The organism is Clostridium sp. N3C, assembly GCF_900095445.1.
Taxonomy (GTDB): Bacteria; Bacillota; Clostridia; order Clostridiales; family Clostridiaceae; genus Clostridium_AU.
Genome location: NZ_FMJL01000013.1, coordinates 54,831 through 79,200, shown reverse-complemented (window position 1 = coordinate 79,200; position 24,370 = coordinate 54,831). Strand labels below are relative to the sequence as shown.

At 33.7% G+C, this 24,370-nt stretch carries 20 protein-coding genes; 15 read left to right on the top strand and 5 right to left on the bottom strand.

The window, feature by feature from the left end:
• Positions 1-156 precede the first annotated feature (156 nt).
• The 13 genes from N3C_RS06240 (at position 157) to N3C_RS06180 (ending at position 14,572) form a co-directional block, all read left to right on the top strand.
• A complete protein-coding gene (locus tag N3C_RS06240) occupies positions 157-1,593 on the top strand; it encodes a methyl-accepting chemotaxis protein (RefSeq protein ID WP_074365199.1) in 1,437 nt (478 codons plus the stop codon).
• A gap of 240 nt (positions 1,594-1,833) precedes the next feature.
• A complete protein-coding gene (gene sufC, locus N3C_RS06235; protein ID WP_074365198.1) occupies positions 1,834-2,577 on the top strand; it encodes a Fe-S cluster assembly ATPase SufC in 744 nt (247 codons plus the stop codon).
• A gap of 16 nt (positions 2,578-2,593) precedes the next feature.
• The gene (gene sufB / locus N3C_RS06230) at positions 2,594-4,000 is read left to right on the top strand and encodes a Fe-S cluster assembly protein SufB (protein ID WP_074365197.1); all 1,407 of its coding nucleotides are present in this window, start codon (positions 2,594-2,596) and stop codon (positions 3,998-4,000) included.
• 11 nt (positions 4,001-4,011) lie between these two features.
• Positions 4,012-5,115 carry a Fe-S cluster assembly protein SufD gene (sufD, locus tag N3C_RS06225; protein ID WP_074365196.1) on the top strand — a complete coding sequence of 368 codons (1,104 nt, stop codon included), beginning with the start codon at positions 4,012-4,014 and terminating at the stop codon, positions 5,113-5,115.
• The gene (locus N3C_RS06220; protein WP_074365195.1) at positions 5,108-6,334 is read left to right on the top strand and encodes a cysteine desulfurase; all 1,227 of its coding nucleotides are present in this window, start codon (positions 5,108-5,110) and stop codon (positions 6,332-6,334) included. Before sufD ends, N3C_RS06220 begins: the two co-directional genes overlap by 8 nt.
• Positions 6,324-6,746 carry a Fe-S cluster assembly sulfur transfer protein SufU gene (sufU, locus tag N3C_RS06215; protein WP_074365194.1) on the top strand — a complete coding sequence of 141 codons (423 nt, stop codon included), beginning with the start codon at positions 6,324-6,326 and terminating at the stop codon, positions 6,744-6,746. The genes N3C_RS06220 and sufU overlap by 11 nt, the downstream gene beginning before the upstream one ends.
• Before the next feature lie 558 nt (positions 6,747-7,304).
• The gene (locus tag N3C_RS06210) at positions 7,305-8,984 is read left to right on the top strand and encodes a 2-oxoacid:acceptor oxidoreductase subunit alpha (RefSeq protein WP_074365193.1); all 1,680 of its coding nucleotides are present in this window, start codon (positions 7,305-7,307) and stop codon (positions 8,982-8,984) included.
• Positions 8,985-9,848 carry a 2-oxoacid:ferredoxin oxidoreductase subunit beta gene (locus N3C_RS06205; RefSeq protein ID WP_074365192.1) on the top strand — a complete coding sequence of 288 codons (864 nt, stop codon included), beginning with the start codon at positions 8,985-8,987 and terminating at the stop codon, positions 9,846-9,848. It abuts the gene before it with no gap.
• Between the two features lie 152 nt (positions 9,849-10,000).
• Complete coding sequence (locus tag N3C_RS06200) at positions 10,001-11,380, top strand: TldD/PmbA family protein (RefSeq protein ID WP_074365191.1); 1,380 nt, start codon at positions 10,001-10,003, stop codon at positions 11,378-11,380.
• Between the two features lies 1 nt (position 11,381).
• On the top strand, positions 11,382-12,737 hold the full coding sequence (locus N3C_RS06195; RefSeq protein ID WP_074365190.1) for a TldD/PmbA family protein: 1,356 nt from the start codon (positions 11,382-11,384) through the stop codon (positions 12,735-12,737).
• A 68-nt stretch (positions 12,738-12,805) separates the two neighbouring features.
• Positions 12,806-13,249, top strand: coding sequence for a cell wall hydrolase (locus N3C_RS06190; RefSeq protein ID WP_074365189.1), 444 nt, complete (start codon positions 12,806-12,808; stop codon positions 13,247-13,249).
• Positions 13,250-13,278: 29 nt separating this feature from the next.
• Positions 13,279-13,854 carry a hypothetical protein gene (locus N3C_RS06185; protein ID WP_074365188.1) on the top strand — a complete coding sequence of 192 codons (576 nt, stop codon included), beginning with the start codon at positions 13,279-13,281 and terminating at the stop codon, positions 13,852-13,854.
• A 136-nt stretch (positions 13,855-13,990) separates the two neighbouring features.
• Positions 13,991-14,572 (top strand): metallophosphoesterase family protein, encoded by a 582-nt coding sequence (locus tag N3C_RS06180; RefSeq protein WP_373432798.1) that lies wholly within the window; start codon positions 13,991-13,993, stop codon positions 14,570-14,572.
• 123 nt (positions 14,573-14,695) lie between these two features.
• Here the strand turns inward: N3C_RS06180 and rocF are convergent, their stop codons facing one another.
• The 5 genes from rocF to argB all read right to left on the bottom strand — a co-directional run bounded on the left by rocF (position 14,696) and on the right by argB (position 20,912).
• A complete protein-coding gene (gene rocF / locus N3C_RS06175; protein ID WP_074365186.1) occupies positions 14,696-15,595 on the bottom strand; it encodes an arginase in 900 nt (299 codons plus the stop codon).
• Positions 15,596-15,721: 126 nt separating this feature from the next.
• Positions 15,722-17,644, bottom strand: coding sequence for a BMP family ABC transporter substrate-binding protein (locus N3C_RS06170; protein WP_074365185.1), 1,923 nt, complete (start codon positions 17,642-17,644; stop codon positions 15,722-15,724).
• A 115-nt stretch (positions 17,645-17,759) separates the two neighbouring features.
• Positions 17,760-18,866: a M20 metallopeptidase family protein gene (locus N3C_RS06165; protein WP_074365184.1), complete on the bottom strand. Its 1,107-nt coding sequence runs from the start codon at positions 18,864-18,866 to the stop codon at positions 17,760-17,762.
• 9 nt (positions 18,867-18,875) lie between these two features.
• Entirely contained in the window at positions 18,876-20,039 is a 1,164-nt protein-coding gene (locus N3C_RS06160) for an aspartate aminotransferase family protein (protein WP_074365183.1), read from the bottom strand.
• Between the two features lie 12 nt (positions 20,040-20,051).
• Complete coding sequence (argB, locus tag N3C_RS06155; protein WP_074365182.1) at positions 20,052-20,912, bottom strand: acetylglutamate kinase; 861 nt, start codon at positions 20,910-20,912, stop codon at positions 20,052-20,054.
• A 223-nt stretch (positions 20,913-21,135) separates the two neighbouring features.
• Between argB and argC the strand changes: the two genes are divergently transcribed.
• Together argC and N3C_RS06145 are read left to right on the top strand one after the other, a co-directional pair.
• The gene (argC, locus tag N3C_RS06150) at positions 21,136-22,173 is read left to right on the top strand and encodes an N-acetyl-gamma-glutamyl-phosphate reductase (protein WP_074365181.1); all 1,038 of its coding nucleotides are present in this window, start codon (positions 21,136-21,138) and stop codon (positions 22,171-22,173) included.
• 257 nt (positions 22,174-22,430) lie between these two features.
• Positions 22,431-24,353 (top strand): aconitate hydratase, encoded by a 1,923-nt coding sequence (locus N3C_RS06145; RefSeq protein WP_074365180.1) that lies wholly within the window; start codon positions 22,431-22,433, stop codon positions 24,351-24,353.
• Positions 24,354-24,370: the final 17 nt, after the last annotated feature.

Genomic DNA, 24,370 nt, shown 5'->3' with positions numbered 1-24,370 from the left:
AAAATAGTAAAAAGAGGATAATTATTTATAAAAAAGTCATATTTTCATGTGCAAAAACCAGCTTTTGCTGGTTTTTTGTGTTTTTTATATTAAAATAGCATAATTGAATTTTTATTATCATATTATTATTATCAGCATTGTAAAAGGTGGTTTGCTATGAAAATCATAATAACAAAGGAACGAGGACTTAGTATTGCTGTTATATGGATATTAAGCGTTATATTATTAGGAGCAGCCTATGGTGTAGATGGTTTTCAGTATGCTATTAGAGCATGTTTATTAATGATTCCCTTTTCCGTTGTTATTACAATTATAATTGTTTTACCTATAAATGATTTTGTTAAAAGTGTTTTAGTTCCACTGTTAATAGCCTTAGGACCACTAACTTTCTCAATCCTATATGGTGGAATAGAAAGAATGTTTAATATTTATATTTTTGCTTTTTGCATAGCAGCTATATATTTTAATAAGAAAGTTCTATTAACCTTTTCTGCTTTGTTTTTAACAATATTGACAATAGTTTATATAGTTTCGCCAACTTCCGTAATGGGGAATGATACTAATGTTGGTGGATTTATTTCTCGTATAGGTGTTTTGATTTGTGTTGTTATAATTTTATACTTTTTAACTATTTGGGGAAGTGAATTAATAATAAAGGCTCAAAAAGAAGAAGCTATGGCAAAAGAATCCTTAAGTAAGATAAATAAGGCTGTTATAAAATTAGAAGAAAGCACTAAGTTATTAATTGAAAATGTTAATGATAGTACGGATCTTATAGATGAGATAAAAGAAGGTATTGGAATGGTTGGGCAGTCAATGAGAGACATGTCTAGAGCTGTAGAGGAAACAGCGGTATCTATCAATAATGCTAATAATGCCATGCTTGTATCTACTAAACAAATAGATGAAACCTATGAATTGTCCAAGGATATAGAAAACTCCTTTAAAGGATCTGCTGTTGCTGTTTTCCAAGGAACAAAGGAAGTTAAAGAAATGTCTAAGCAGATGCAGATTATTAGTGATGCTATCAATACTTCTGTTGAGACAGTATCTAACTTAAAGAATAATATGAATAGTATTCAGCAAGCTTTATTAGCAATAAGTCAAATAGCAGATCAGACAAACCTGCTAGCATTAAATACCGCCATAGAAGCTGCTCGAGCCGGAGAGTATGGTAAGGGTTTTGCTGTGGTAGCAGAAGAAGTAAGAAAGTTAGCAGAAGAAAGTGCACATGCTGCTGATGAGATAAAAAAAATCACCCTATTAGTTACTGAATCTACAGAAAGTGCCTTACAGGATGTTGTTAAAGGTAGAGATGCAGTTTTAATAGGAAATAAAAAAGTAGATAAAATACTGGAATTATTTCAAGATGTAAAAAAATCGGTAGAGCTAGTAGATGAAAAATTAAGTAAGGAATATGAAATGATAGATGGTCTACTTAAACAAATTAATAAAACTCAAGCTCAGCTAGAAACTATAGCAGCAGTATCGGAGCAAAATACTGCTACTACTGAAGAAATATTGGCATTAACGGAAACTCAGGAGCAGGCTGTTAGAGACATTTATGAAAAAATTATAAATATAAAGAAATGAGGAGAAAATATAAAAAAGATCCACTAATAATTAAGATAGTTCATGGAAAAACTTAAAGCATCCATGAACTTTAATTTTTTGAATAATAATTTTTTGATTAATTATGAAAGAGTAAGGTACATAATATGTATAAGATTTTTGGAGATAATAATTATTGACAAACAATGTAAACAAGGATAAAATATAAGCATAAATCAGAGTAAAATGCTCGGAATTAATTTTCTTAAGAGGTGAAATTGAATGGCGGATATATTATTGGAAGTTAGAGATATACATGCTGAAGTTGAAGGAAAGGAAATATTAAAAGGATTAAATTTAGAAATAAAAAAAGGTGAGGTTCATGTTATTATGGGACCTAATGGAGCTGGTAAATCCACATTGGTTAATATAATAATGGGTCATCCAAAGTATGATGTGACAAAGGGATCTATAATATTTGAAGGTGAGGATATTACTGAATTAAAAACTGAGGAAAGAGCCAAAAAGGGAATATTTTTATCCTTCCAAGCACCAGAGGAAGTGCCAGGAATAACTGTAGAAAGCTTTTTAAGAGCTTCTAAGAGCGCAATTACAGGTAAGCCTCTAAAGGTTATGGCTTTTAAAAAAGAACTTAAAGAAAAAATGGCTCTGTTGAAGATAGATGAAAGCTATGCTGGAAGATATCTTAATGTGGGATTTTCTGGTGGAGAAAAGAAGAAGAATGAAATACTTCAAATGATGATGTTAAATCCTAAGTTAGCTATATTAGATGAAACAGATTCTGGACTAGATGTTGATGCTGTTAAGATTGTGTCTAACGGTGTAAAGCAATTTAAGAATGAAGATAATGCCATATTAATAATTACTCATAATAGCAAAATATTAGAGTCCTTAGATGTGGATTATGTTCATGTAATACAGGATGGTAAGGTTGTAAAGGTAGGCGATGCTAACCTAGTAAATGAAATCAATGAAAAGGGCTTTGAAAATATAGCTTCAGTTTAATCTATGAGGTGATAATATGGAAAAAAGAAAAACTTATGTAGATGACTTAGATAGAGGACTTTACGATATAAGAAATGAAGATAGATACAGTTATAAGGTGTCCAGCGGATTGACTCCAGAAATCGTGGAGGCAATATCTAGGGAGAAAAATGAACCTCAATGGATGAGAGATTTTAGATTAAAGTCTTTGGATATATACAATAAAATAAAAATGCCAACTTGGGGACCTTCCTTAGAAGAATTGGATATGGATAACATAGTAACCTATGTTAAACCGGATACTAGCTTAAAGGGGAGCTGGGAGGAAGTTCCAGAGGATATTAAAAACACCTTTGAAAGATTGGGTATTCCTCAAGCGGAAAGAGAATCTTTGGCAGGGGTAGGTGCTCAGTACGATTCCGAAGTGGTTTATCATAGCATAAGAGAAGAGTTAGTGCAGCAGGGTGTTATATATACGGACATGGAAACTGCCATCAGAGACTATGAAGATATAGTTAAAGAATACTTTATGAAGTTGGTTCCACCAAGTGATCATAAATTTGTGGCCTTGCATGGTGCTGTTTGGTCAGGTGGTTCTTTTGTGTATGTCCCAGAGGGAGTAAAGGTAGAAATACCACTTCAATCATACTTTAGACTTAATTCTCCTGGAGCTGGTCAGTTTGAACATACACTTATAATAGTAGAAAAAGGTGCTTACCTTCACTTTATAGAAGGATGTTCAGCTCCTAAATATAATGTAACAAATTTACATGCTGGTTGCGTTGAATTGTTCGTGAAAGAGGATGCATATTTAAGATATTCTACTATAGAAAACTGGTCTAAAAATATGATGAATTTAAATACCAAGAGGGCAGTGGTTGATAAAAATGGTACTATTGAATGGGTATCTGGATCCTTTGGATCTAAGGTTTCTATGCTATATCCTATGAGTATATTGAGAGGAGAAGGAGCAAGGGCTGAATTTACAGGTGTTACTTTTGCTGCAAAGGGTCAAATATTAGATACAGGCGCTAAGGTTGTTCATGCGGCACCATATACTTCTTCTAATATAAATTCTAAGTCTATTTCAAAGGGCGGCGGCGAAGCGGTTTACAGAGGAGCTATAAAGGTAGCAGCCAATGCACACCATTGCAAATCTACTGTATCTTGTGAATCATTGATGTTGGACGATATATCACGTTCAGATACATTACCGGTATTGGATATCTTAAATGATGAAGTGGATATTGGTCATGAAGCTAAGATAGGTAGAATTAGTGAAGAGGCTATCTATTATTTAATGACTAGAGGCATCAGCGAGGAGGAAGCAAAAGCAATGATAGTAAGAGGCTTTGTAGAACCTATTGCTAAGGAGCTTCCTTTAGAATATGCAGTAGAAATGAATAATTTAATTAAGCTTGAAATGGAAGGCAGTATAGGATAGGTGGTGATCAAATGAGTGAAATTCTAAATAATTTAAATAATATTCCGGTTAGGACGTGGAGATGGTTAGGAGTAAATGAGACCAATATAAAGGATAAGATGCCGGAAATAAAGGATTATAATTTAAATCCCTTGATAGAAAATAATGGAGAAGGCTATAAAGTATTTGATATAAAGAAAAATAATAGCAGTATAAGGTTTTTTGATAATAAGAGAGATATAGGTATAGCAGATCCATTGACTGATCTAGTTACTAAGAATTTTAATTCTGGTTATCTTATAGAAGTGGATGAAAATAAAAAAGTACAAGAACCAATACTTATTGATTATAAAATGGATACAAACAATTCTGTATTAGTTGATAATAATTTTATAATTGCAGGGGAAAATAGTGAGATAACTGTAGTAATAAAGTACTCATCAAATAAAGGAGATGAAGCTTTCCATAGTGGCTTGACTAAGTTATATGCTAAAAAGGGCGCCGTTATTAATTTAGTTAAAGTTCAGCTTATGGAAGATGACGGAATTCATTTAGATGCTATAGCAGCAGCTACTGAGGAAGAGGCAGAGATTAACTGCGTTCTTATTGAATTAGGAGCAAAAAGTACTGTTACTAGCTGTAAAAACGATCTCCTTAGCAAAAATAGTAAAGCTAATATATATTCTATTTATTTAGGTGACAAGGATAGAAGTATAGATATAAATTATGTAATCAATCATTATGGCAGAAAATCTGAAAGTAATATTAAAACTAATGGTGCTTTAATGGATAAAAGTAGTAAGATTTTTAGAGGAACCATTGATTTTAAAAGAGGTTCTAAGGAATCTAAAGGAATGGAAGAAGAATATGCTGTATTATTAAGCAGTGGTATAAGGAATAGATCCGTGCCTTTACTACTTTGTGCTGAGGATGACGTACAAGGACAGCATGCGGCTAGCACCGGAAAGATTGATGAGAACAAACTTTTCTATCTTATGAGCAGAGGCTTTTCTGAGCTTGAGGCTAAAAAGCTCATAATTGAGTCTTCCTTTACCCCAATAACAGAAAAAGTTCCTATAGAAGAATTAAGGGAAGAAATCTCTGAATATATTAGGAGGAGAATGCTTAATGTCTAGTAATTATCTTTTAGACTTTCCAGTGCTTAATCAAAAAGTAAATGGAAAGAAGTTAGTATATTTAGATAATGCAGCCACAACTCATAAGCCTTTGAGTGTTATTAAAGCAGTAGATGAATATTATAATTTATATAATGCCAATCCTCATAGGGGAGCTTATTATCTTAGTGTAAAATCTACTGAATTATATGAACAAGCTAGAGAAGTGGTAAAAGACTTTATTGGAGCTAAAGAATCAAGTGAAATAATTTTTACAAAGGGAGCTACAGAATCCTTTAATTTACTAGCTTACAGCTATGGTATGCACTTCTTAAAAGAAGGAGACGAAATAGTAATATCTATAGCAGAACATCATAGTAACCTAGTACCTTGGCAGATAGTAGCTAAGGCTAAGGGGGCTATCCTAAAGTATATGTATATCAATGAAGAAGGAGTTATTCCTGAGGAAGAAATTGAAAGTAAGATTGGAGAAAGGACAAAAATTGTATCTGTTACTCATGTTTCTAACGTGTTAGGTACAATTAATCCTATTGAAGCTATAATAAAAAGAGCTCATGAAGTAGGAGCTGTTGCCATAATTGACGGATCTCAAAGTGTTCCTCATATGAAAGTAAATGTTTCAGAGTTAGATGCGGATTTCTTAGTTTTTTCTGGACATAAGATGTTGGCACCTATGGGTATAGGGGTACTTTATGGTAAGAAGGAATTGTTAGAAGCCATGCCTCCTTTTTTATATGGAGGAGATATGATTGAATATGTAACGGAACAGGAATCAGAATTTGCTCCCCTGCCTCAAAAATTTGAAGGCGGAACTCAAAATGTAGCAGGTGCTATAGGGCTAAGTGAAGCTATTAATTATATAAATAAAGTTGGTATGAATAATATTAAAGCTACAGAAAAGGCACTAACAAGCTATGCGCTTATGAAAATGTCAGAAATTCCTTATATAACTATATATGGAACAGAGGATATAAATAAAAAATCCTCTGTTATATCCTTTAATATACAGGAGGTACATCCTCATGATGTGGCATCTATACTAGATGCAGACGGAGTTTCAATAAGAGCTGGTCATCATTGTGCCCATCCACTTATGCGATATTTAGGAGCTAATGCTACTTGTAGAGTAAGTTTCTATTTATATAACACAATACAGGATGTAGACATATTTATTGATAGTATAAAAGCCGTTAGGAAGTGGTTAGGATATGGATCTTAGTTCAATTTATACAGAATTAATAATGGAACACAATTCATCAAATCATAATAAAAAGCATCTAGACTCACCGGATGTGGTGCTTAAAGGAAGAAACCCCAGTTGCGGTGATGAAATTCAATTAGAATTAAAGCTAAAAGAAGGAGTTATAGATGATGCCTCCTTTACAGGAGTAGGTTGTGCTATTTCGCAGGCCTCTACCTCTATGATGATCGATTTAATAAAGGGTAAAAGTGTAGATGAAGCTAAAAGATTAATGAATCTATTTCTCGGTATGATAAAAAGAGAGATAACTGACGATGAAGTTTTGGAGGATTTAGAGGATGCAGCAGCACTAAAGAATATTTCTAATATGCCTGCAAGAGTGAAGTGTGCTGTTCTATCTTGGCATACATTAAAGGAATCCTTAGAATAATATCTAAAGTAATAAACTACGAAGTTTGATAATTAGAAAGACTTCGTAGTTTTTTTTTTCACTGTTAAAGAATAGTGGTGATAATAAAAAAAATAATCTTTATGGATTATTTTTTTTATTATCACTTATTTATGAAATCATAAACTAAATGACATATTGTAGTTAGTACTTTTAAACTTTACTTATAATCGTCTTTTATACTTTCTTCTGTTCTCTTATAGATATGTTAATAAGAAAGATATGGAAGATAAGATAACAGATGATATAGCACTTAATAATTCTTGTTTTAATTAATGTAACAGAAATTAAAAAATAATATAACAGTTTTTAAAATACTGAGGATATTGTAGTATGATAGTGGAAAAGGGTCATAAATTAATATAATAACTTATATTATATGATAATAATTATTGATTAATAATACCGCAATGGGGTATACTTACATCAAGTTAAGCAGTTATGTATATATCTAAGTTAAAACTTACAGTGATTGGCTAGGATTAAGATATATATAATAATTAAGAATCGTGGATAGAAAATAAATTGGAGGTGTAACAATTGGAATTTAATATTTTAGTTGGCGGTGAAGCTGGACAAGGTATGGACACCATAAGTGACTTTTTAGAAAAGGTAATAAAGCTAAACGGCTATTATGTCTTCTCTAATAAAGATTATATGTCTAGGGCAAGAGGAGGAAATAATTTTACTCAGATTAGAATAAGTGACAAACAACTTTTTTCTCACAGCAATAAATTAGATTTTATTATAGCCTTAGATAAAAATACCGCTGAATTTCATGTAGACAGGTTAAATGATAAAGGAGTAATTATACTAGATGAAGGGATTAAATTTGAACATGAGAAAGCTATAAGCTTGCCCCTAGTTAAGTTAGCAAATGAATTAGGATTAAGTAGAGCAGTTGGTATGATGGCCATAGGTGCCACAATGAAATATTTTGGTTTAAGTTTAGAAGGTTTTGAAAGATTTATTCCAACTAAGTTTACTGAACAGGTTAGAAATATAAATATAGAAGCTGTAAAAAAGGGATATAGCTTAATTGACTCTCAATATAATTTAGAAAAAAGAAATATTGAAGATACATTATTATTAAATGGTAATACCGCTATTGCTTTAGGCGCCATGGCAGGAGGCTTGAATTTTTATTCAGCTTATCCTATGACACCAGCTACCAGCGTAATGACTTATCTATCTAAGAAACAGGTAGAAGCAGGCATGATAGTTGAACAGGTGGAAGATGAAATAGCTGCTATTAATATGGCTATAGGAGCTTCTTATGCTGGAGCCCGTGCTATGACAGGTTCTTCTGGTGGTGGTGTTTCGCTAATGGTTGAAGCTTTTGGCTTGGCTGGTATAATGGAAACTCCTTTAGTAGTTCTAGATTCACAAAGACCAGGACCTGCTACAGGATTACCTACTAGAACAGAACAAAGTGACTTAAGTTTCTTATTAACAGCTTCCCATGGAGAATTTCCAAGGATGGTTATGTCTGTAAGAAATGCTGAAGATGCTTTTTATCAGACCTTTAGAGCCTTAAATTTAGCAGATAGGTTCCAAACTTTAGTAATAATTTTAACAGATCAATATTTAGCAGATTCTAAAGTAACAGTGCCTAGCTTTAAATTGGATGACTTAAAGATTGAAAGTCACATAGCTGATGGAAAAGTGTTAGCTAAAGGGGAAGAGTATAAGAGATATAAGCTCACAGACAATGGTATATCACCTAGACTTATTCCAGGACAAGTCCCTGGCCAAGTGGTTTTAGTAGACAGTGATGAGCATACTGAAGATTCTCATATTACTGAATCTGCAGAAGTAAGAATAGCTCAAATGGAAAAGAGAATGAATAAGTTAGAGATGTTGAAAGAGTATGTGGAAGAGCCAGAGTACTTTGGTGTTGAAAGTCCAGAAATACTTTTAGTAGGTTGGGGATCAACTTATGGAGCTTTAAAGGAAGCAGTAGAAACACTAAATGGTGAAGGCGTGAACATAGGAGCTCTTTCCTTTGGAGATCTATATCCTTTACCAACTAAGAAATTAACTAATTATGCTGCTAAGGCAAAGGTTATAGTAAATGTAGAGCAAAATTATACTGGTCAGCTTGGCAAGTTAATTGCTCAGGAAACTGGTATATTGATGAATAAGAGTATCTTAAAATATGATGGTAGAGAAATCTATGGTGAAGAATTAGTAGAAAGAGTGAAAGGTGAGGTGATGTAAATGTTAAATATAAATTTATATAATAGTAAAGATGAAATTGCATGGTGTCCTGGTTGCGGAAATTTTGCCATATTAGATGCTATAAAAAGAGCTGCAGCCGAATTAGAAATTAAGCCTGAGGACTTGGTAATGGTTTCTGGTATAGGGCAGGCTGCTAAAACACCTCACTATATTAGAGCTAATGGCTTTAATGGTCTTCATGGTAGAGCGCTACCACCAGCCCAAGGAATTAAAATGGTTAATAAGAATCTAAAGATTATAGTAGCCAGCGGTGATGGAGATGCTTATGGTGAAGGTGGAAACCATTTTATACATGCTATTAGAAGAAACATGGACATTACTCAAATAGTTCATGATAACCAAATATATGGTTTAACTAAAGGTCAAGGTTCACCAACAACAGCTTTTGGACAAAAGACTTCAATGCAATTTGAAGGAGTTATGCAACAACCTTTAAACCCATTAGCTTTGGCTATAGCTGCAGGAGCTACATTTGTAGCAAGAACTTTTACAGGGGAAAGAGAACAGTTGAAAAACTTGCTAAAAGAAGCTATCAACCATAAGGGATATGCTTTAATAGATATATTACAGCCTTGTGTTACCTTCAATAAAGTTAATACTTTCAAGTGGTACAAAGAAAGGGTATATGCATTGGATAGTAGTTATGATCCATCTAACAAGGCTAAGGCTTTGGAAAAAGCTTTAGAATTTGGTGATGAAGGTATTCCTACAGGAATTATCTATAGAGAAGAAGGGAAACCTGTATTCGAAGAATTACATCCAGTGATAGCTAAGGATGAACCTTTAGTTGATAGAAAGTGGGAAGTAAAGAATATAGAAAGATTCCTCAAAGAATTTGAATAAATATTATTTTTGCAAAAGCTGGATTTTATAATCCGGTTTTTGCTTTTATTTTTATAAAAAATAATAACCCTTTAGCTTTTATGTTATAATCTAATGTATTATACAAGTATTAATAAGATATAGAACTTATATATGCAAAAAGGAGTGAAGGTATGTTATCAAAAACTTTGATAAAAGATGTTTTAGGCAGAGCTCTTAGCAGTGGAGGAGATTTTGCTGAAATATTTGTGGAAGATAAAATTTCAAATAATTTAAGTATGATAGATGGAAAAATGGAACGGATTGTTTCTGGCAGAGACTTTGGCGTTGGAATAAGGATTTTTAAAGGCTTTAGAAGCATCTATGTATATTGTAATGATAGTTCAAGGTCTTCTTTGCTAGAATGTGCTGAAAAGGCCGCATCAGCATTAGGTTCTATCACTAGTGATATTAGCATTAATCTTACAGAAAGAATTAATCCTAATATACATCCAGTGCTTTATGTTCCATCCAGTGTTGAAAATAGTCGTAAAATAAAAGTAATTAAGAAGGCCAATGATGCTGCTAAAAATTATAGTGAGGAAATTGCTCAAGTTTTAGTAAACTATATAGATTGGGATCAAAAAGTTTTGATTGCAAACTCTGAAGGTTTATTAACAGAAGATAGAAGAGTTAGGACAAGACTTATGATTAAATCTGTAGCTTCAAATGGTGTGGAAAACCAAACTGGTTCCGAAGGGCCCGGTGCTGCTAAGGGATTTGAATTATTCGAATATGTAGATCCAGAATATTATGGTAGGGAAGCCAGTAGGTCTGCAGTAACTATGCTACATGCAAGAAACTGTCCAGCTGGAAGAATGACAGTGGCTATTGAAAATGGTTTTGGCGGTGTTATTTTCCACGAAGCTTGCGGACACTCATTGGAAGCTACTGCAGTAGCTAAAGGAAATTCAGTATTTGCAGGTAAGCTAGGACAGAAAATTGCCTCTGATAAGTTAACAGCTGTAGATGATGGTACAGAACCAGGCCAATGGGGATCCCTAAATATTGATGATGAGGGAACCCCAACAAGAAAAAATATTTTGATAGAAAATGGGATTTTAAAGAGTTATATGATAGATAAGCTAAACGGAAGACGAATGGGGATGGAGTCCACTGGTAGTGGTAGAAGACAGTCCTATAGATATGCACCTACCTCTAGAATGACCAATACTTATATTGCACCAGGAGAAGATAGTAATGAGGATATTATTGCTTCCATATCTGAAGGATTATATGCTAAAAAAATGGGTGGAGGATCTGTAAATCCTGTTACAGGAGAATTTAATTTTGCTGTAGCAGAGGGGTATTTGGTAAAAAATGGCATCATTCAGGAACCAGTAAGAGGTGCTAGCCTTATTGGAAAGGGCGCAGATATATTAATGAAGATTGATATGGTTGGTAAGGATCTTGCTTGTGGACAAGGGATGTGTGGTTCTGTTAGTGGAAGCATACCAACAAATGTAGGACAGCCATTGATTAGGGTTTATGAAATTACAGTGGGAGGCAGATAGTATGGAGTTAATGGAATTTAAAAAACTATTGTTTTCAAAGGCTAAGGAAAAGGGATTAGAAGAATACGAGATTTTTTATAGTAAAGATGAAAATTTCAGTATTAATGTATATGAAGGAGACATTGATAAATATAGTGTTAGTAGCAGTATGGGTCTTGGTTTTAGGGCCTTAGTAAATGGAAAAATGGGATATGCCTATACTGAAAGTTTAGATGAGGAAAGTGTTGAGTTTTTATTGAATAGTGTTATAGATAATGCAGGAAATATCGATAGTGAAGAAAGAGAAAACATTAATAATTTGCCGCAGCAGTACAACAGTTTAAATATATATAATAGATCTTTAGAAAAGGTTACTGCAAGTGAAAAAATAGATTTAGCTTTACAGCTAGAGAAAGAAGCAAGAAGTGCTAGTGATAAGGTAGTTAACATAAAATCCTGCAGCTTAGGTAGTTACACTGAAGAAAAAGGTATATTTAATTCCTATGGTATTGAAGCTATACACAAAAATAATTTTTTATTTGCATCAATAACTCCTATAGTTGGAGAAGAAGAAATAGTTTACGATAGTACAAGTTATGTAATAGCAAAGGATATTAAGGAAATAGAACCTTCAACTTTGGCAAAGGAGGCTGTTAAGGAAGCCTTAAGCAGAATAGGGGGAGAGACTGTTCCTTCAGGAAAATATAAGATAGTGCTAAGAAATGATGTGGCGTCAGAAATGTTAAGGATTTTTTCAGGATCATTTTGTGGTGATAATGTTCATAAGGGATTGTCCTTATTAAAGGGTAAAGAAAATACTATGATATGCTCTGAAAAAGTAACTTTAGTAGATGATCCATTGATGGTGTATGGCTTAGCTTCATCACCTTTTGATGGAGAAGGTGTAGCTACCTATAAAAAAGCCGTAATAGAAAAGGGAAGGTTAAAGACATTTTTGCATAATTTAAAAACTGCAGAGCTTTTTGGAGTAAAGACTACTGGTAATGCTTCAAGACCATCCTATTCCTCCAGTATTAATGTGGCGCCAACTAATTTTTATTTTGAAGCTGGTGACACAAGTTTTGAACAGTTGCTAGAGGAACTAAATGAAGGGTTGCTAATAACAGATTTTGCTGGTACTCATGCAGGAGCCAATGCTATTACTGGGGATTTCTCTCTATCCGCTAAAGGTTTTTATGTATCCAAGGGTAAGATAGTTAAGGCTGTGGAGCAAATCACTGTATCCGGTAACTTTTATCAGTTACTAAAAGATATATTATTGGTGGGAAAGGATTTAAAATTTATTTTATCTTCATCTTCAAGTTATTATGGAAGTCCATCACTCTTAGTGAAGGAGTTGTCTGTAGCAGGAAAGTAAAATAAGTCTGTAACATTTTTTGAAAAATTGAATATCTTGATAGTGTACACTGACTAAGGAGTGGAACCATGTCTTATTCAAACAGAGAGTTGTTTGCTAGACTTATTAAGTGTGAATCAGGAGGTGAAGGAGACAATGGTATGAAGGCCGTAGCTACCTGTATAATGAATAGGGTTAGGGTAAGCTTCGGTGAATATCATAGAGTATGTCAGGGAGATTTAAGAAAGGTTATATATCAAAAAGGACAATTTGACTGTATGCGATCAGTTTTAGGTGGTGTACCTAATCCCCAGACTATATGGGCTAATCCTCCTGAACAAATACACTATAATATAGCTGACTGGGCCTTAGCGGGTAATAGGCTCTTTACAGTTGGTGCCTCTTTATGGTACTTTAATCCTTTTTCTCCATCATGTCCTTGGACCTTTCCTTACAATGGTTCAGGAAGTTTTCAAGTGAGAGTGGGGCAACACTGTTTTTATAATCCTACAGAACTATATGCTCAGACTTAAGGTAACAAGCAATTTTTAGGAGGATATTTATGTACCAAGATTTTTCTGAAGCATATGAAAATAATTCTCAAACACCTAAAGAGGATTATGTAGATACAAGAGCTTGCGGCTGCGGTAGCCCACAGCAGCAGTGGCAGGGAAAAGCACAAAACCAAGGAGGAGTACAAGGTCAAATTCCAACGCAAGGCCAAATGCAAAACACTATGCAGGGGCAAATGGGAATACCTTCTATGCAAATACCTTATAACATAAATCAGCCTGGCACTATACCACAGGCTCAAGGAATGCCAATTACATCAGCTATTCCTACTGCAACAGCTATGCAACAGCAGCCTACAGGACCTTCTGCAGTACCTGATGCAACCTTTTCACAGGCGCCAGGTTCACCGGTTTTTCAAGGCATAGAATATATTCAAGGGTACTTAAGAACTTTTATAGGAAGGTACGTAAAGATTGACTTTCTAGTTGGAACAAATTCCTTAGTAGATAGAGAAGGAATCCTGCTGGAAGTAGGTGTAAGTTATGTGGTTTTAAGAGAATCCCAGAGCGATGATAATTTGATGTGTGATATCTTCTCTATAAAATTTGTTAGAGTTTATTACTAAAATTTAAATAAGTATGAATAAAATAAGACAGGAAGAATTATTCTTTGTGTCTTATTTTTATTCATGATATAATAATTACTATAGGTAACTGTGATTTTAATACAAGGGATAAAAGGTGGGATATGGTTTGAAAATAATGGTGGTAGCAGATATTGAGTCAAAGTATATATGGGATTATTTTCAGCCTGATAAGTTTCAAGATATAGACTTGATAATTTCTGCAGGTGATGTTAAGGCAGAATACTTGTCTTTTTTGGTAACTATGATAAAGGCACCCTTATTTTATGTGCCAGGAAATCATAATGATAAATATCAAACCAATCCCCCTGAAGGTTGTGAAAATATCGATGGTAAATTGATTACATATAAGGGAATAAGAATAATGGGTCTTGGAGGAAGTAAACGATATAATTTTGGTATTAATCAATATACTGAAAGAGAAATGGATAAAAGGATTAAAAAAATGTCCTTTAAGCTTTGGTGGAATAAAGGAGTAGATATACTTGTAACTCATTCTCCGGCCTTAGGCATTGGGGATGGAGAGGATTTACCTCATAAAGGCTTTAAATGTTTCTTTAAAATTTTAGATAAGTATGAACCTAAGTATTTTATACATGGCCATCAACATTTATGCTACGGATATCAACCTATGAGAGTAAGAAAGTATAAAGATACTAGTGTAATAAATGCTTATGAATATTATATTTTTGAGTATTAATTGTAATCCTTTCCTTAGACAGTTAGTATATATACAGAAATATATTAACTAATAAGTAAGAAAAAATTTTTAATATGGATAAAATAGATAGAGTTTTCTCAGCTTGGCCGAGAAAACTCTATCTTATTTATATAAAGAAAAACAATAGTCAATGATATCTATGGTAGTGTTTAAAGTTAATCCATTGGAATCTAGCAGGGAGTTTAATTCTACCACGTCCATTGAGGATACCAGTTCAGTTTCTATAATACATTTAAGTATTGCTTTAGCTTCTTCAACGGTTAATCCATTTTCTACCGGCGTACCAGTTCCTGGCACCAGAGCTTTATCCAATACATCTATATCGAAACTTAGGTGGATGTGACTTAGGTTTCTTTCCTTAAACTTATGGAGAACTTCTTTTAAGGTTTTTTCTATACCATGAGTTTGAATGTATTCTGTAGTCCATACATTTAAATTATGATCTTTTACAAAAAGCACTTCATCTGCGTCTAAGTCTCGGGCACCTATAATAAAAACATTTTCTATTTCAACTTTTTTACCTTGGAAATACAGGTTTACTAAGTTATCAAAACCAAAGCCCATTGCGGCAGAAAGGGGCATACCATGTACATTTCCAGTGAGGCTTGTTTCATAGGTGTTTAAGTCGCCATGGGCGTCAATCCAGACTACACCTAGGTTATCAAAGAATTTACTGGCTCCAGAAATACTACCTAAACCTAAAGAATGGTCACCACCTATTACTAAAGGAAAGCAACCAGCCTTTAGAGAGCAATAAACCGCATGGGCTAAATTATTATTATAATCAGATATTTCTTTAAAGTATTTCATTTTTTCATGGGAAGAATACTTTAAGCTTTCCTCCACATCTTTAATATATATATTCCCTAAATCATAAACGGTATGATTATGCTTTTCAATGATTTTTTCAAGGTTGTGAGCCCTTAAGTCATTTGGTCCTAAATCCACACCTTTTTTATCGCTGCCCCAAAAGACAGGAACGCCTATGATATTAACAATCATTATATCACCTCCATATACACCACAACACTTTTATAAGGCTGTTTATAATAAGTATTCCCGTATATATAGAGGGTTATAATAATATTTTACTTCAAAGCTTATTTTAAGAAAAAGGTATAGTTTCTATTAATGGTCAAAATAGTTAGGCTCAACACCTTTAACGAACCAATCCATAGATAATATTTCTTCATGGGACAATATTTGGTCATTTTCAACAACTAAATTGGTTTTATTGTCGTAAATAGGTCCTGTAAAGGGATGAAAAACTGATTCCATAATCATTTTTCTCATTAAGGACACTAGTTTTTTCGTATCTTCCGGTACTAGGTCATCAGAATAATATATATCCAATACACCAGCAGCTATGCCCCACCAGAAGTTTATCATCTTAGTATCATTGCCATAGATATCAATTAAGTTATTAATGGTGTCATTTAAAATACTTCTTATTATTTTTTCGTAAAATACACCCCAATTCCATATAGGTGCAGCTAAATACTTATCTGGTAAACCACTTTTTAAATCAATACTTGATAGCATAGAGTAAACCCCAAATTGCTTTGTAATAGGATGAGGAGTTAGTATATTGTGATTAGAAATCATATCCACTCCAGCAGCAACTAACCTTTCAGTGGCTATACGATTTTTATCAGGATTATTCCATTCTTTAGTCCAGCTCACAATAACCTCTGCATAAGGGTTTACTAGTTTGGCACCTAAAGCAAAGGCATTAATGGAACTTATTACTTCATGGGCAGGACTGGTAGCTACATAACCTAATTTATTATTTTTGGTCATAGAACCGGCGATAATACCAGTTAAAAATCTTGGTTCATAGGTTCGGCCAAAGTAATTTCCAACATGAAGATAAGGTTGGTATTCAGAGCAATTAAAAAATTTTACATCCGGATTATCCATTGCACATTTTAAGGTGGCCTTTTTGAACATTGGACTAGTAGTGAAAATTACATCATTGCCCTTTTTAACAAGATCATGTAATATATTGTAACCTTCTTCTATGGATGTAGGGAAATCTTCAACATAAGAAGTCTGTATTTGATCCTTAAATACTTGTTCCACATGTTTTCTACCTATTTCATGAGCATAGGTCCACCCAGAGGACTCAATGGTTTTTGAATAGACAAAGGTTATCTTTAGGGTCTTCTTTGGTAAAACTAGAGAGGTTATTGTGGAAATAACACTAGGGGCACTGATATTCTCTGGTGTAGTTTGTATATCTAGCTCAGGATTTTTGTTTTTATATTCTAATTCTGTTAATAGAGCCTTGATTTTAGGAGTTATAACCTTCTCATCAATTTTATCAGGAATGCCATATATTTTAGTAAATTCTAGAAAGGCATCTCCGGTGGTTAATGGTAACTTATCACCGCCAAGGCTCTTATATAGTTTTCTAAAAGGTTTATAAATATATATTTCAAAATGTTGATATTTAGTTTCCACTTCTGAAATTTTAGGATTATAATTTTCTAGCTTCTTAAGCAGAATATCGAAGCTTTCAGCTTTGGAAAAATATATGGAAAATATTTTTGTTATTTTATTAAATTTTAAAAAGCTGTAATATATGCAAATATCTGGATCGTTTTTATCCATTTTAGGAATTAATCGTGTAACAGTGCCTGAAATCGAATGAGCATCAAAGTATTTTAATACACTGACCCGTTTATTACCTTCTATTACATAAAACCAATTCAAGTATTCGTAAACTTTGATGGAATGCTTTATGCCTTCGTTCAAATGGGCAGCACAGAGAGCTTTCCACTTGTTAAAAAATTCTGTATTTTCACCTAGAATGGGCATAAAGTTATTGGCAAAAGAAACGCTTCTTAAGTGTGAATTAGTACCTACAATCTTTTTTAATGGAATTTCCACTATGCCCAAATCTACCTCGGAAACTATTTCAACATTTCTTATGATTTCATCTAAAGAGGGTAGATTACCATTTTGACCTTTAGATAGTGATTTATTATATGCTTTTAAGCCAAGTTTTCTAGCACTGGAGTAATGATATTCAGCTAGGGATTCCTTCATAGTTTCACCACCTTAAACAAATATACTGAGTATATCAACTGATATTATAGCATAAAAAGAAAGAAATTCAGAGTGATCTGAATTTCTTTGATATATAAATTAGATAAATTATCTTTCATTTAAGAGATAAAATGTAGTTACAAATAATATAAATTCCATAAAAGATAGCGTCTTCATGGGCAGTGAAATTGCTGGAATGAAGTGGAAGCTCACCAAGGCCATCACCTTTTATACCTAGCCTAAAATGTACAGAGGGTACTGCTTTGGCAAAGTAAGAGAAATCTTCTCCGGCATAGGTTGGGATTAAGGGTTTTACTTTTTCTTTTCCTAAGAGCTCTGAAGTTATATTTATAAATTCTTTGCTTACTCTATCATCATTGATTAATGGAGGATACTCATCTAGAAATTTTACAGAGTGAGTACAACCATATTTCTGGGCAAAGTCTGATGCAGTTTTACTTATTTCTTCTTTTAGATGTTTTCTCAAGTTGTCATCAAAGGTTCTAAGGGTTCCCATCACTAAAGCTTCATCAGCAACTACATTAGGAGCATTGCCGCAATTTATAGAAGTTAAATTTAGAACATAAGGAGTAGATGCAAGGGAAGTTTTATAATTCTGCATAGTATATGTGAATTCTACCGCTGGTTTTAAAGGATTAATACATAGATCAGGCATAGCTCCATGACCGCCCTTGCCTTTAAAAAGGATTTTAAAATCATCTACGGACCCCATGGATGGCCCAGATGTAGCTTCTATAGATCCTAATTCTAATCCTGGCCAAACATGGTAACCAATCATTCTAGTTACCTTGGGATTTTCTAAAACTCCTTCCTTTATCATAGGCAGTGCGCCACCACCATCTTCCTCAGCAGGCTGAAATATAAACTTAATACATTTATCTATATTCAACTCCTTTAGTATAGCTGCTACGCCTAATAGAATTGCCATATGATAATCGTGACCACACCCATGAAAGACTCCATTAATAGGAAGGGCGTCTATATCCGCTCTTATTCCAATGCATTCTGTACCTTGGTTAAGCACAGATACTACACCGGTATTTGCTATAGTTTGATAGGTTAGTCCTATAGATGATAAATAATTTTGTATGATTTTGCTGGTTTTATACTCCTGATTAGAAAGTTCAGCATTTTCGTGTAGAGTACGTCTTATATCCTTAAATTCTTCTAGTCTGTTTATTATAAGTTCTTTTAAATTCATTAGCCTCACTCAACTTTCTTTAATAACAGCTTCCATTATTTCAATTGCACTATCAATATCCTGTTTACTTACATTTAAAGGAGGTAGCAATCTTATAACATCAGAACCGGCAGTAATTAAAAGTAAGCCCTTATCTATACATTTATTAATAAAGACAGAAGGATTTTCTTTAATTTTTATGCCTAAAAGAAGGCCCATACCTCTTATTTCTGTTATATAGTTATATTTATCCTTCAATTCTTTAAGTCTATTAACAAGGTATTGACTTTGCTCCTTTACTGAAGCAATAACTCCACCTTCTGTAAGCTCTTTTATGACAGTAGTAGCTACAGCACAAGCTAAAGGATTTCCGCCATAGGTACTGCCGTGATCTCCATAGCTTAGTACAGAAGCTCTTTCATTAGTAAGAAAGGCACCAATAGGGAAACCTCCTCCTAGAGCCTTTGCAATTGCTACTACATCGGGCTCTACGCCAAAACTTTCATAGGCAAAGAGGGTTCCTAATCTTCCAATTCCACATTGGATTTCATCAAATATTAAAAGGGCATCATATTTGTCGCATAAATCTCTAGCGGCCTGTAAGAATTCCTTATTTGCTACATTTACGCCACCTTCACCTTGAATAGGCTCTATAATAACAGCACAAACATTTTCATTAAAATTATCCTTAAGAGATTGTATGTCGTTAAAGGCTACTTCCTTTACAGCAGGAAGTAAAGGCAAATAATCCTTCTGATATTTAATTTGTCCTGTAACGGAAAGGGAGCCTAAGGTTCTACCATGGAAGGATTTATTCATATATAAAACAATATTTTTATTTTCTCCACCTTTAATTTTTCCATACTTTCTTGCTACTTTTAGGGAGCCTTCTACTGCTTCTGCACCGCTATTACAGAAAAATACCTTGTCTAAGCAACTATTATTACATAGCAAATCTGCTAGTTGAGTATTATACTCGTTCCAAAAGTAATTTGATATATGGGTTAATTTACGGCTTTGCTTAGTGATAGTATCGTTAATTTTATCATTACTATGGCCTAAGCAATTTACAGCAACTCCCTGTATAAAATCAATGTACTCTTTTCCATTAATATCGTAAACTTTGGAACCTTTTCCTTCAACTAAAGTTATATCATATCTTTTGTATGTGGCCATTACATGATTAGCTTCCATAGAAAAACCTCCTTATTTAACTATTTGGGTTCCGGATTGGTCAAAAGTGTCTAATAAAAGGCTATGTTCCTTTCTACCATCAATAAGATGTACAGCTTTTGCTCCTTTTTCAAGGGCATATTGGCAGCAATGCATTTTAGGAATCATTCCACCGGTTATTATGCCTTCTTCTATGTATTTATTTATATCCTGACTGGTTAATTTCTTAATAAGAGAATTTTTATCATTAATATCTTTATAAACGCCTTCTATATCTGTCATTATTATGAGTTTTTCTGCTTCTAAAGCACAAGCTACTGCAGCGGCAGCATAATCAGCATTAATATTATAGGTGTTTCCTAGAGAATCACAGCCTACCGGTGAAATAACAGGAATAAAATCATTGTTTAGTAATTGTAAAAGGAAGTTCTTATTTATAGATGTAACTTCTCCTACAAAACCAATATCTATACGCTCATCATTATTATATGAATATTTCTTCTTAGCGGTAATTAGTTGGCAATCTCTTCCACTTATACCTATGGCATTTACTCCAAGGCTATTAAGCTCAGCGGTAAGCTTTTTATTAACACTGCCGGACAGTACCATTTCCACAATTTCTATAGTATCTTCATCAGTTACTCTAAGGCCATTGATAAATTGGCTTTCTATATTAGCCCTTTTAAGCCATTTGTTTATAGCTGGTCCACCACCATGAACAATAACTAAATTAATTCCAAAGGCTTTTAATAAAGATGCATCAGCTAAAAAAGCCTTTTGAGCTTCTTTGTTTTCCATTATGCTTCCACCATATTTAACAACAAATATTTTATTTTTATACTCTTTTATATGGGGAAGTAATTCTATAGCTAATGTATTAAGATCAACGGACATAATAAACCTCCTTTGCTCAAAATGAGAACAGCAATATTGGTATTATTATAACACTTTCATATATTAATTCAATAAAGTAAATGAATTTTTATGAAAAGTATTGCATAATTATTTCGTTTCGTATACAATAAATTTACAAATGTACAATGCTTAAAAAAATGCAATTCTTTGTAATAATATAATAGATAAATATTTGGCATAATATGGACAAGAGGTGATTACTTTGATCAGAGCAGGAATTATAGGTTCTACAGGATATGCAGGAGAAATGTTAACATGGATTTTACATAATCATCCGAAAGTGGATATAGCATTTCTTAACGCCCACAGCAATGCAGGTGTAAAGTATAGTGATATATATGGTAGTTTTTTTGATATTATAGACCATACTACGGTGGATATGGATGAAGCAGAAAAGATGCTTTCAAATATAGATGTGTTGTTTATTTCATTACCACATGGAAAGAGTTTCAATCTGGTGGAAAAAGCTCTAAAGCAAGGAGTTAAAGTAATAGATTTAGGTGCAGATTATAGGATAAAAAGTAAGGATGAATATGAGAAATGGTATGGTGTTAAACATGAATTAACTTCAGCACTAGAAGAAAGTGTGTATGGATTGGTAGAATTAAACAGAGAGCGGATTGCTAAAGCTTCACTTATTGCTAATCCTGGTTGCTATCCTACCGCATCTATCTTAGCTATAGCCCCACTGTTGACTAATAAAATAATTGATACAAATTCTATAATAATAGATGCAAAATCAGGTGTTTCAGGTGCTGGCAGAAATGCCAATGTTGCCAACTTGTTTTGTGAGGTAAATGAATCTGTGAAAGCCTATGGTATTGGAACCCATAGACATACACCGGAAATTGAACAGGAACTTAGTAATATTGCCGATGAAAGTCTAAATATTACCTTTACCCCTCATTTAATACCAATGAATAGAGGTATTATAGCCACATGCTATAGTAAAAGTAAAGTAAACATCGACCAGAAGAATTTATTGGAGCTGTATAAGCAGTTTTACGGCAATAATTATTTTGTTAAAATAGTAGATAAGGCTCCAGAAACAAGACACGTTAGAGGTAGCAATTTCTGTCATGTATACTCAAGATTCGACGAAAGAACTGGAAATATAATAACTGTATCCGTTATTGATAATTTAATAAAAGGAGCCGCAGGGCAGGCGGTGCAGTGTATGAATTTGATGTTTGGACTAGATGAAACCCTTGGGCTAAATCTCGCTGCTATGATGCCATAACAGCGGTTTAGATAATTTTCCCCTTAGCACTGAAAGTATTTACACTTTCAGTGTTTTTTTCGAAATTTATTGATATAATTTCAGGGAAATGCTCTCAATATTGCTACAGTATCAAAAATAATTGATATAATATTAAAAGTATGATAAAATTTTCGATATATCTAATAGTAGGCTTTTATGCGATATAGAGGGGAAATAGCAATGCATAAATATTCATATCTATAGGATAGATATGTAAGAAAAGTGGAGGTATGGCAATGGGGAATAATGTTGTACAAAAAATATTAAAGTCGCATCTTGTAAAAGGAAAAATGGTCAAGGGTGAGGAGATCGCAATCCGAATCGATCAGACCCTAACTCAGGATTCAACAGGTACTATGGCATACCTTCAGTTTGAAGCTATGGGTATAGATAGAGTTAGAACAAAAAGATCTGTAGCTTATATTGATCACAATATGTTACAAGCAGGTCCAGAAAACGCAGATGATCATTTATATATTCAAACCGTTGCCAAAAAGCATGGCATATATTTTTCTAAACCTGGTAATGGAATATGCCATCAAGTTCACTTAGAGAGATTTGGTGTTCCAGGGGAAACTTTATTAGGTTCCGATAGCCATACTCCAACTGGTGGTGGAATTGGAATGTTAGCTATTGGTGCTGGAGGATTAGATGTAGCAGTAGCTATGGGCGGTGGAGAATATTATTTAAATATGCCTGAAATAATAAGGGTAAAGCTGACAGGAGCTTTAAGACCTTGGGTTTCAGCTAAGGATATTATATTAGAACTACTAAGAAGACTTACCGTTAAAGGTGGAGTGGGAAAGATTTTTGAATATAGTGGTGAAGGTGTTAAAACCTTAACGGTTCCACAGAGAGCTACTATAACAAATATGGGAGCAGAACTAGGGGCCACTACTTCAATCTTCCCTAGCGATGAAAGAACCTTAGAATATCTTAAGGCTCAAGGAAGAGAGAAGGATTTTGTGGAACTGAAGGCTGATGAAGATGCTGTTTATGATGGAGAAATAGAAATCAATTTATCAGAATTAGAACCTTTAATTGCTTGTCCTCACAGTCCTGATAATGTAAAGCCTGTGAGAGAATTAAAGGGAATCAAAGTAAATCAAGTGGCAATTGGAAGTTGTACAAACTCCTCCTATGTGGATATGATGAAAGTAGCATCTATTTTAGATGGTAATACTGTAGCAGAAGAGGTTTCTTTAGTTATTTCACCGGGATCAAAGCAGGTGTTAACAACTATGGCTAGAAATGGGGCTTTAGAGGTATTTATATCTTCTGGAGCAAGGATTCTTGAAAGCGCCTGTGGACCTTGTATAGGTATGGGGCAAGCACCTGCATCTAAGGGAGTTTCCCTAAGAACCTTTAACAGGAATTTTGAAGGTAGATCAGGAACTTTTTCTGCGGATGTTTACTTAGTTAGTCCAGAGGTAGCAGCAGCTTCTGCCATTACAGGGGTAATAACAGATCCTAGAGATTTAGGAGAAGATTATGATATTTCTATGCCAGAGGAATTTATAATAAACGATAATTTAATAATTGAGCCAGCAGAAAATGGCAGTGAAGTGGAGGTAAAGCGAGGGCCTAACATTAAACCTTTCCCTAAGGGTCAACCGCTTTCTTCAAAGGTTGAGGGTAAAGTCCTTATAAAGGTTGGAGATAACATTACTACAGATCATATTATGCCTTCTAATGCTAAGTTGCTTCCATTTAGATCCAATATACCATATTTAGCTGATTACTGTTTAGTTCCTTGTGACAAAGAATTTCCAAAGAAGGCTAAGGAAAACGGTGGAGGTATAGTAGTTGGAGGAGCCAACTATGGGCAGGGATCTAGCAGAGAGCATGCTGCTCTTGCTCCTTTATATTTAGGAGTTAAAGCTGTTATGGCTAAATCCTTTGCTAGAATACACAGAGATAATTTAATTAATAATGGAATAATACCATTGGTATTTCTTCATGAAGAAGACTATGATAGCATTCAAGCTAATGATAAGCTTGTTATCGAAAATGCTGATAAGCAAGTTGAGTCTGAAAAGATTATAGTAAAAAATCTTACTCAAAACAGAGAATATGAAATGGCTTTATTAGTAACTGAAAGACAACGAAAGATGCTAAAATTAGGTGGCCTATTAAATATGGTTGTATCACAACATTAACATATTATGCAATAAGT

Excerpts from the sequence above, each read along its gene's own strand:
- N3C_RS06205 (WP_074365192.1), top strand. The coding sequence starts at position 8,985 with ATGTTAAATATAAATTTATATAATAGTAAAGATGAAATTGCATGGTGT.
- N3C_RS06240 (WP_074365199.1), top strand. The coding sequence starts at position 157 with ATGAAAATCATAATAACAAAGGAACGAGGACTTAGTATTGCTGTTATA.
- N3C_RS06190 (WP_074365189.1), top strand. The coding sequence starts at position 12,806 with ATGTCTTATTCAAACAGAGAGTTGTTTGCTAGACTTATTAAGTGTGAA.
- N3C_RS06160 (WP_074365183.1), bottom strand. The coding sequence starts at position 20,039 with ATGGAAGCTAATCATGTAATGGCCACATACAAAAGATATGATATAACT.
- argB (WP_074365182.1), bottom strand. The coding sequence starts at position 20,912 with ATGTCCGTTGATCTTAATACATTAGCTATAGAATTACTTCCCCATATA.
- N3C_RS06220 (WP_074365195.1), top strand. The coding sequence starts at position 5,108 with ATGTCTAGTAATTATCTTTTAGACTTTCCAGTGCTTAATCAAAAAGTA.
- N3C_RS06195 (WP_074365190.1), top strand. The coding sequence starts at position 11,382 with ATGGAGTTAATGGAATTTAAAAAACTATTGTTTTCAAAGGCTAAGGAA.
- sufD (WP_074365196.1), top strand. The coding sequence starts at position 4,012 with ATGAGTGAAATTCTAAATAATTTAAATAATATTCCGGTTAGGACGTGG.
- rocF (WP_074365186.1), bottom strand. The coding sequence starts at position 15,595 with ATGATTGTTAATATCATAGGCGTTCCTGTCTTTTGGGGCAGCGATAAA.
- N3C_RS06145 (WP_074365180.1), top strand. The coding sequence starts at position 22,431 with ATGGGGAATAATGTTGTACAAAAAATATTAAAGTCGCATCTTGTAAAA.
- sufC (WP_074365198.1), top strand. The coding sequence starts at position 1,834 with ATGGCGGATATATTATTGGAAGTTAGAGATATACATGCTGAAGTTGAA.
- N3C_RS06200 (WP_074365191.1), top strand. The coding sequence starts at position 10,001 with ATGTTATCAAAAACTTTGATAAAAGATGTTTTAGGCAGAGCTCTTAGC.
- sufU (WP_074365194.1), top strand. The coding sequence starts at position 6,324 with ATGGATCTTAGTTCAATTTATACAGAATTAATAATGGAACACAATTCA.
- N3C_RS06185 (WP_074365188.1), top strand. The coding sequence starts at position 13,279 with ATGTACCAAGATTTTTCTGAAGCATATGAAAATAATTCTCAAACACCT.
- N3C_RS06170 (WP_074365185.1), bottom strand. The coding sequence starts at position 17,644 with ATGAAGGAATCCCTAGCTGAATATCATTACTCCAGTGCTAGAAAACTT.
- sufB (WP_074365197.1), top strand. The coding sequence starts at position 2,594 with ATGGAAAAAAGAAAAACTTATGTAGATGACTTAGATAGAGGACTTTAC.
- N3C_RS06180 (WP_373432798.1), top strand. The coding sequence starts at position 13,991 with ATGGTGGTAGCAGATATTGAGTCAAAGTATATATGGGATTATTTTCAG.
- N3C_RS06165 (WP_074365184.1), bottom strand. The coding sequence starts at position 18,866 with ATGAATTTAAAAGAACTTATAATAAACAGACTAGAAGAATTTAAGGAT.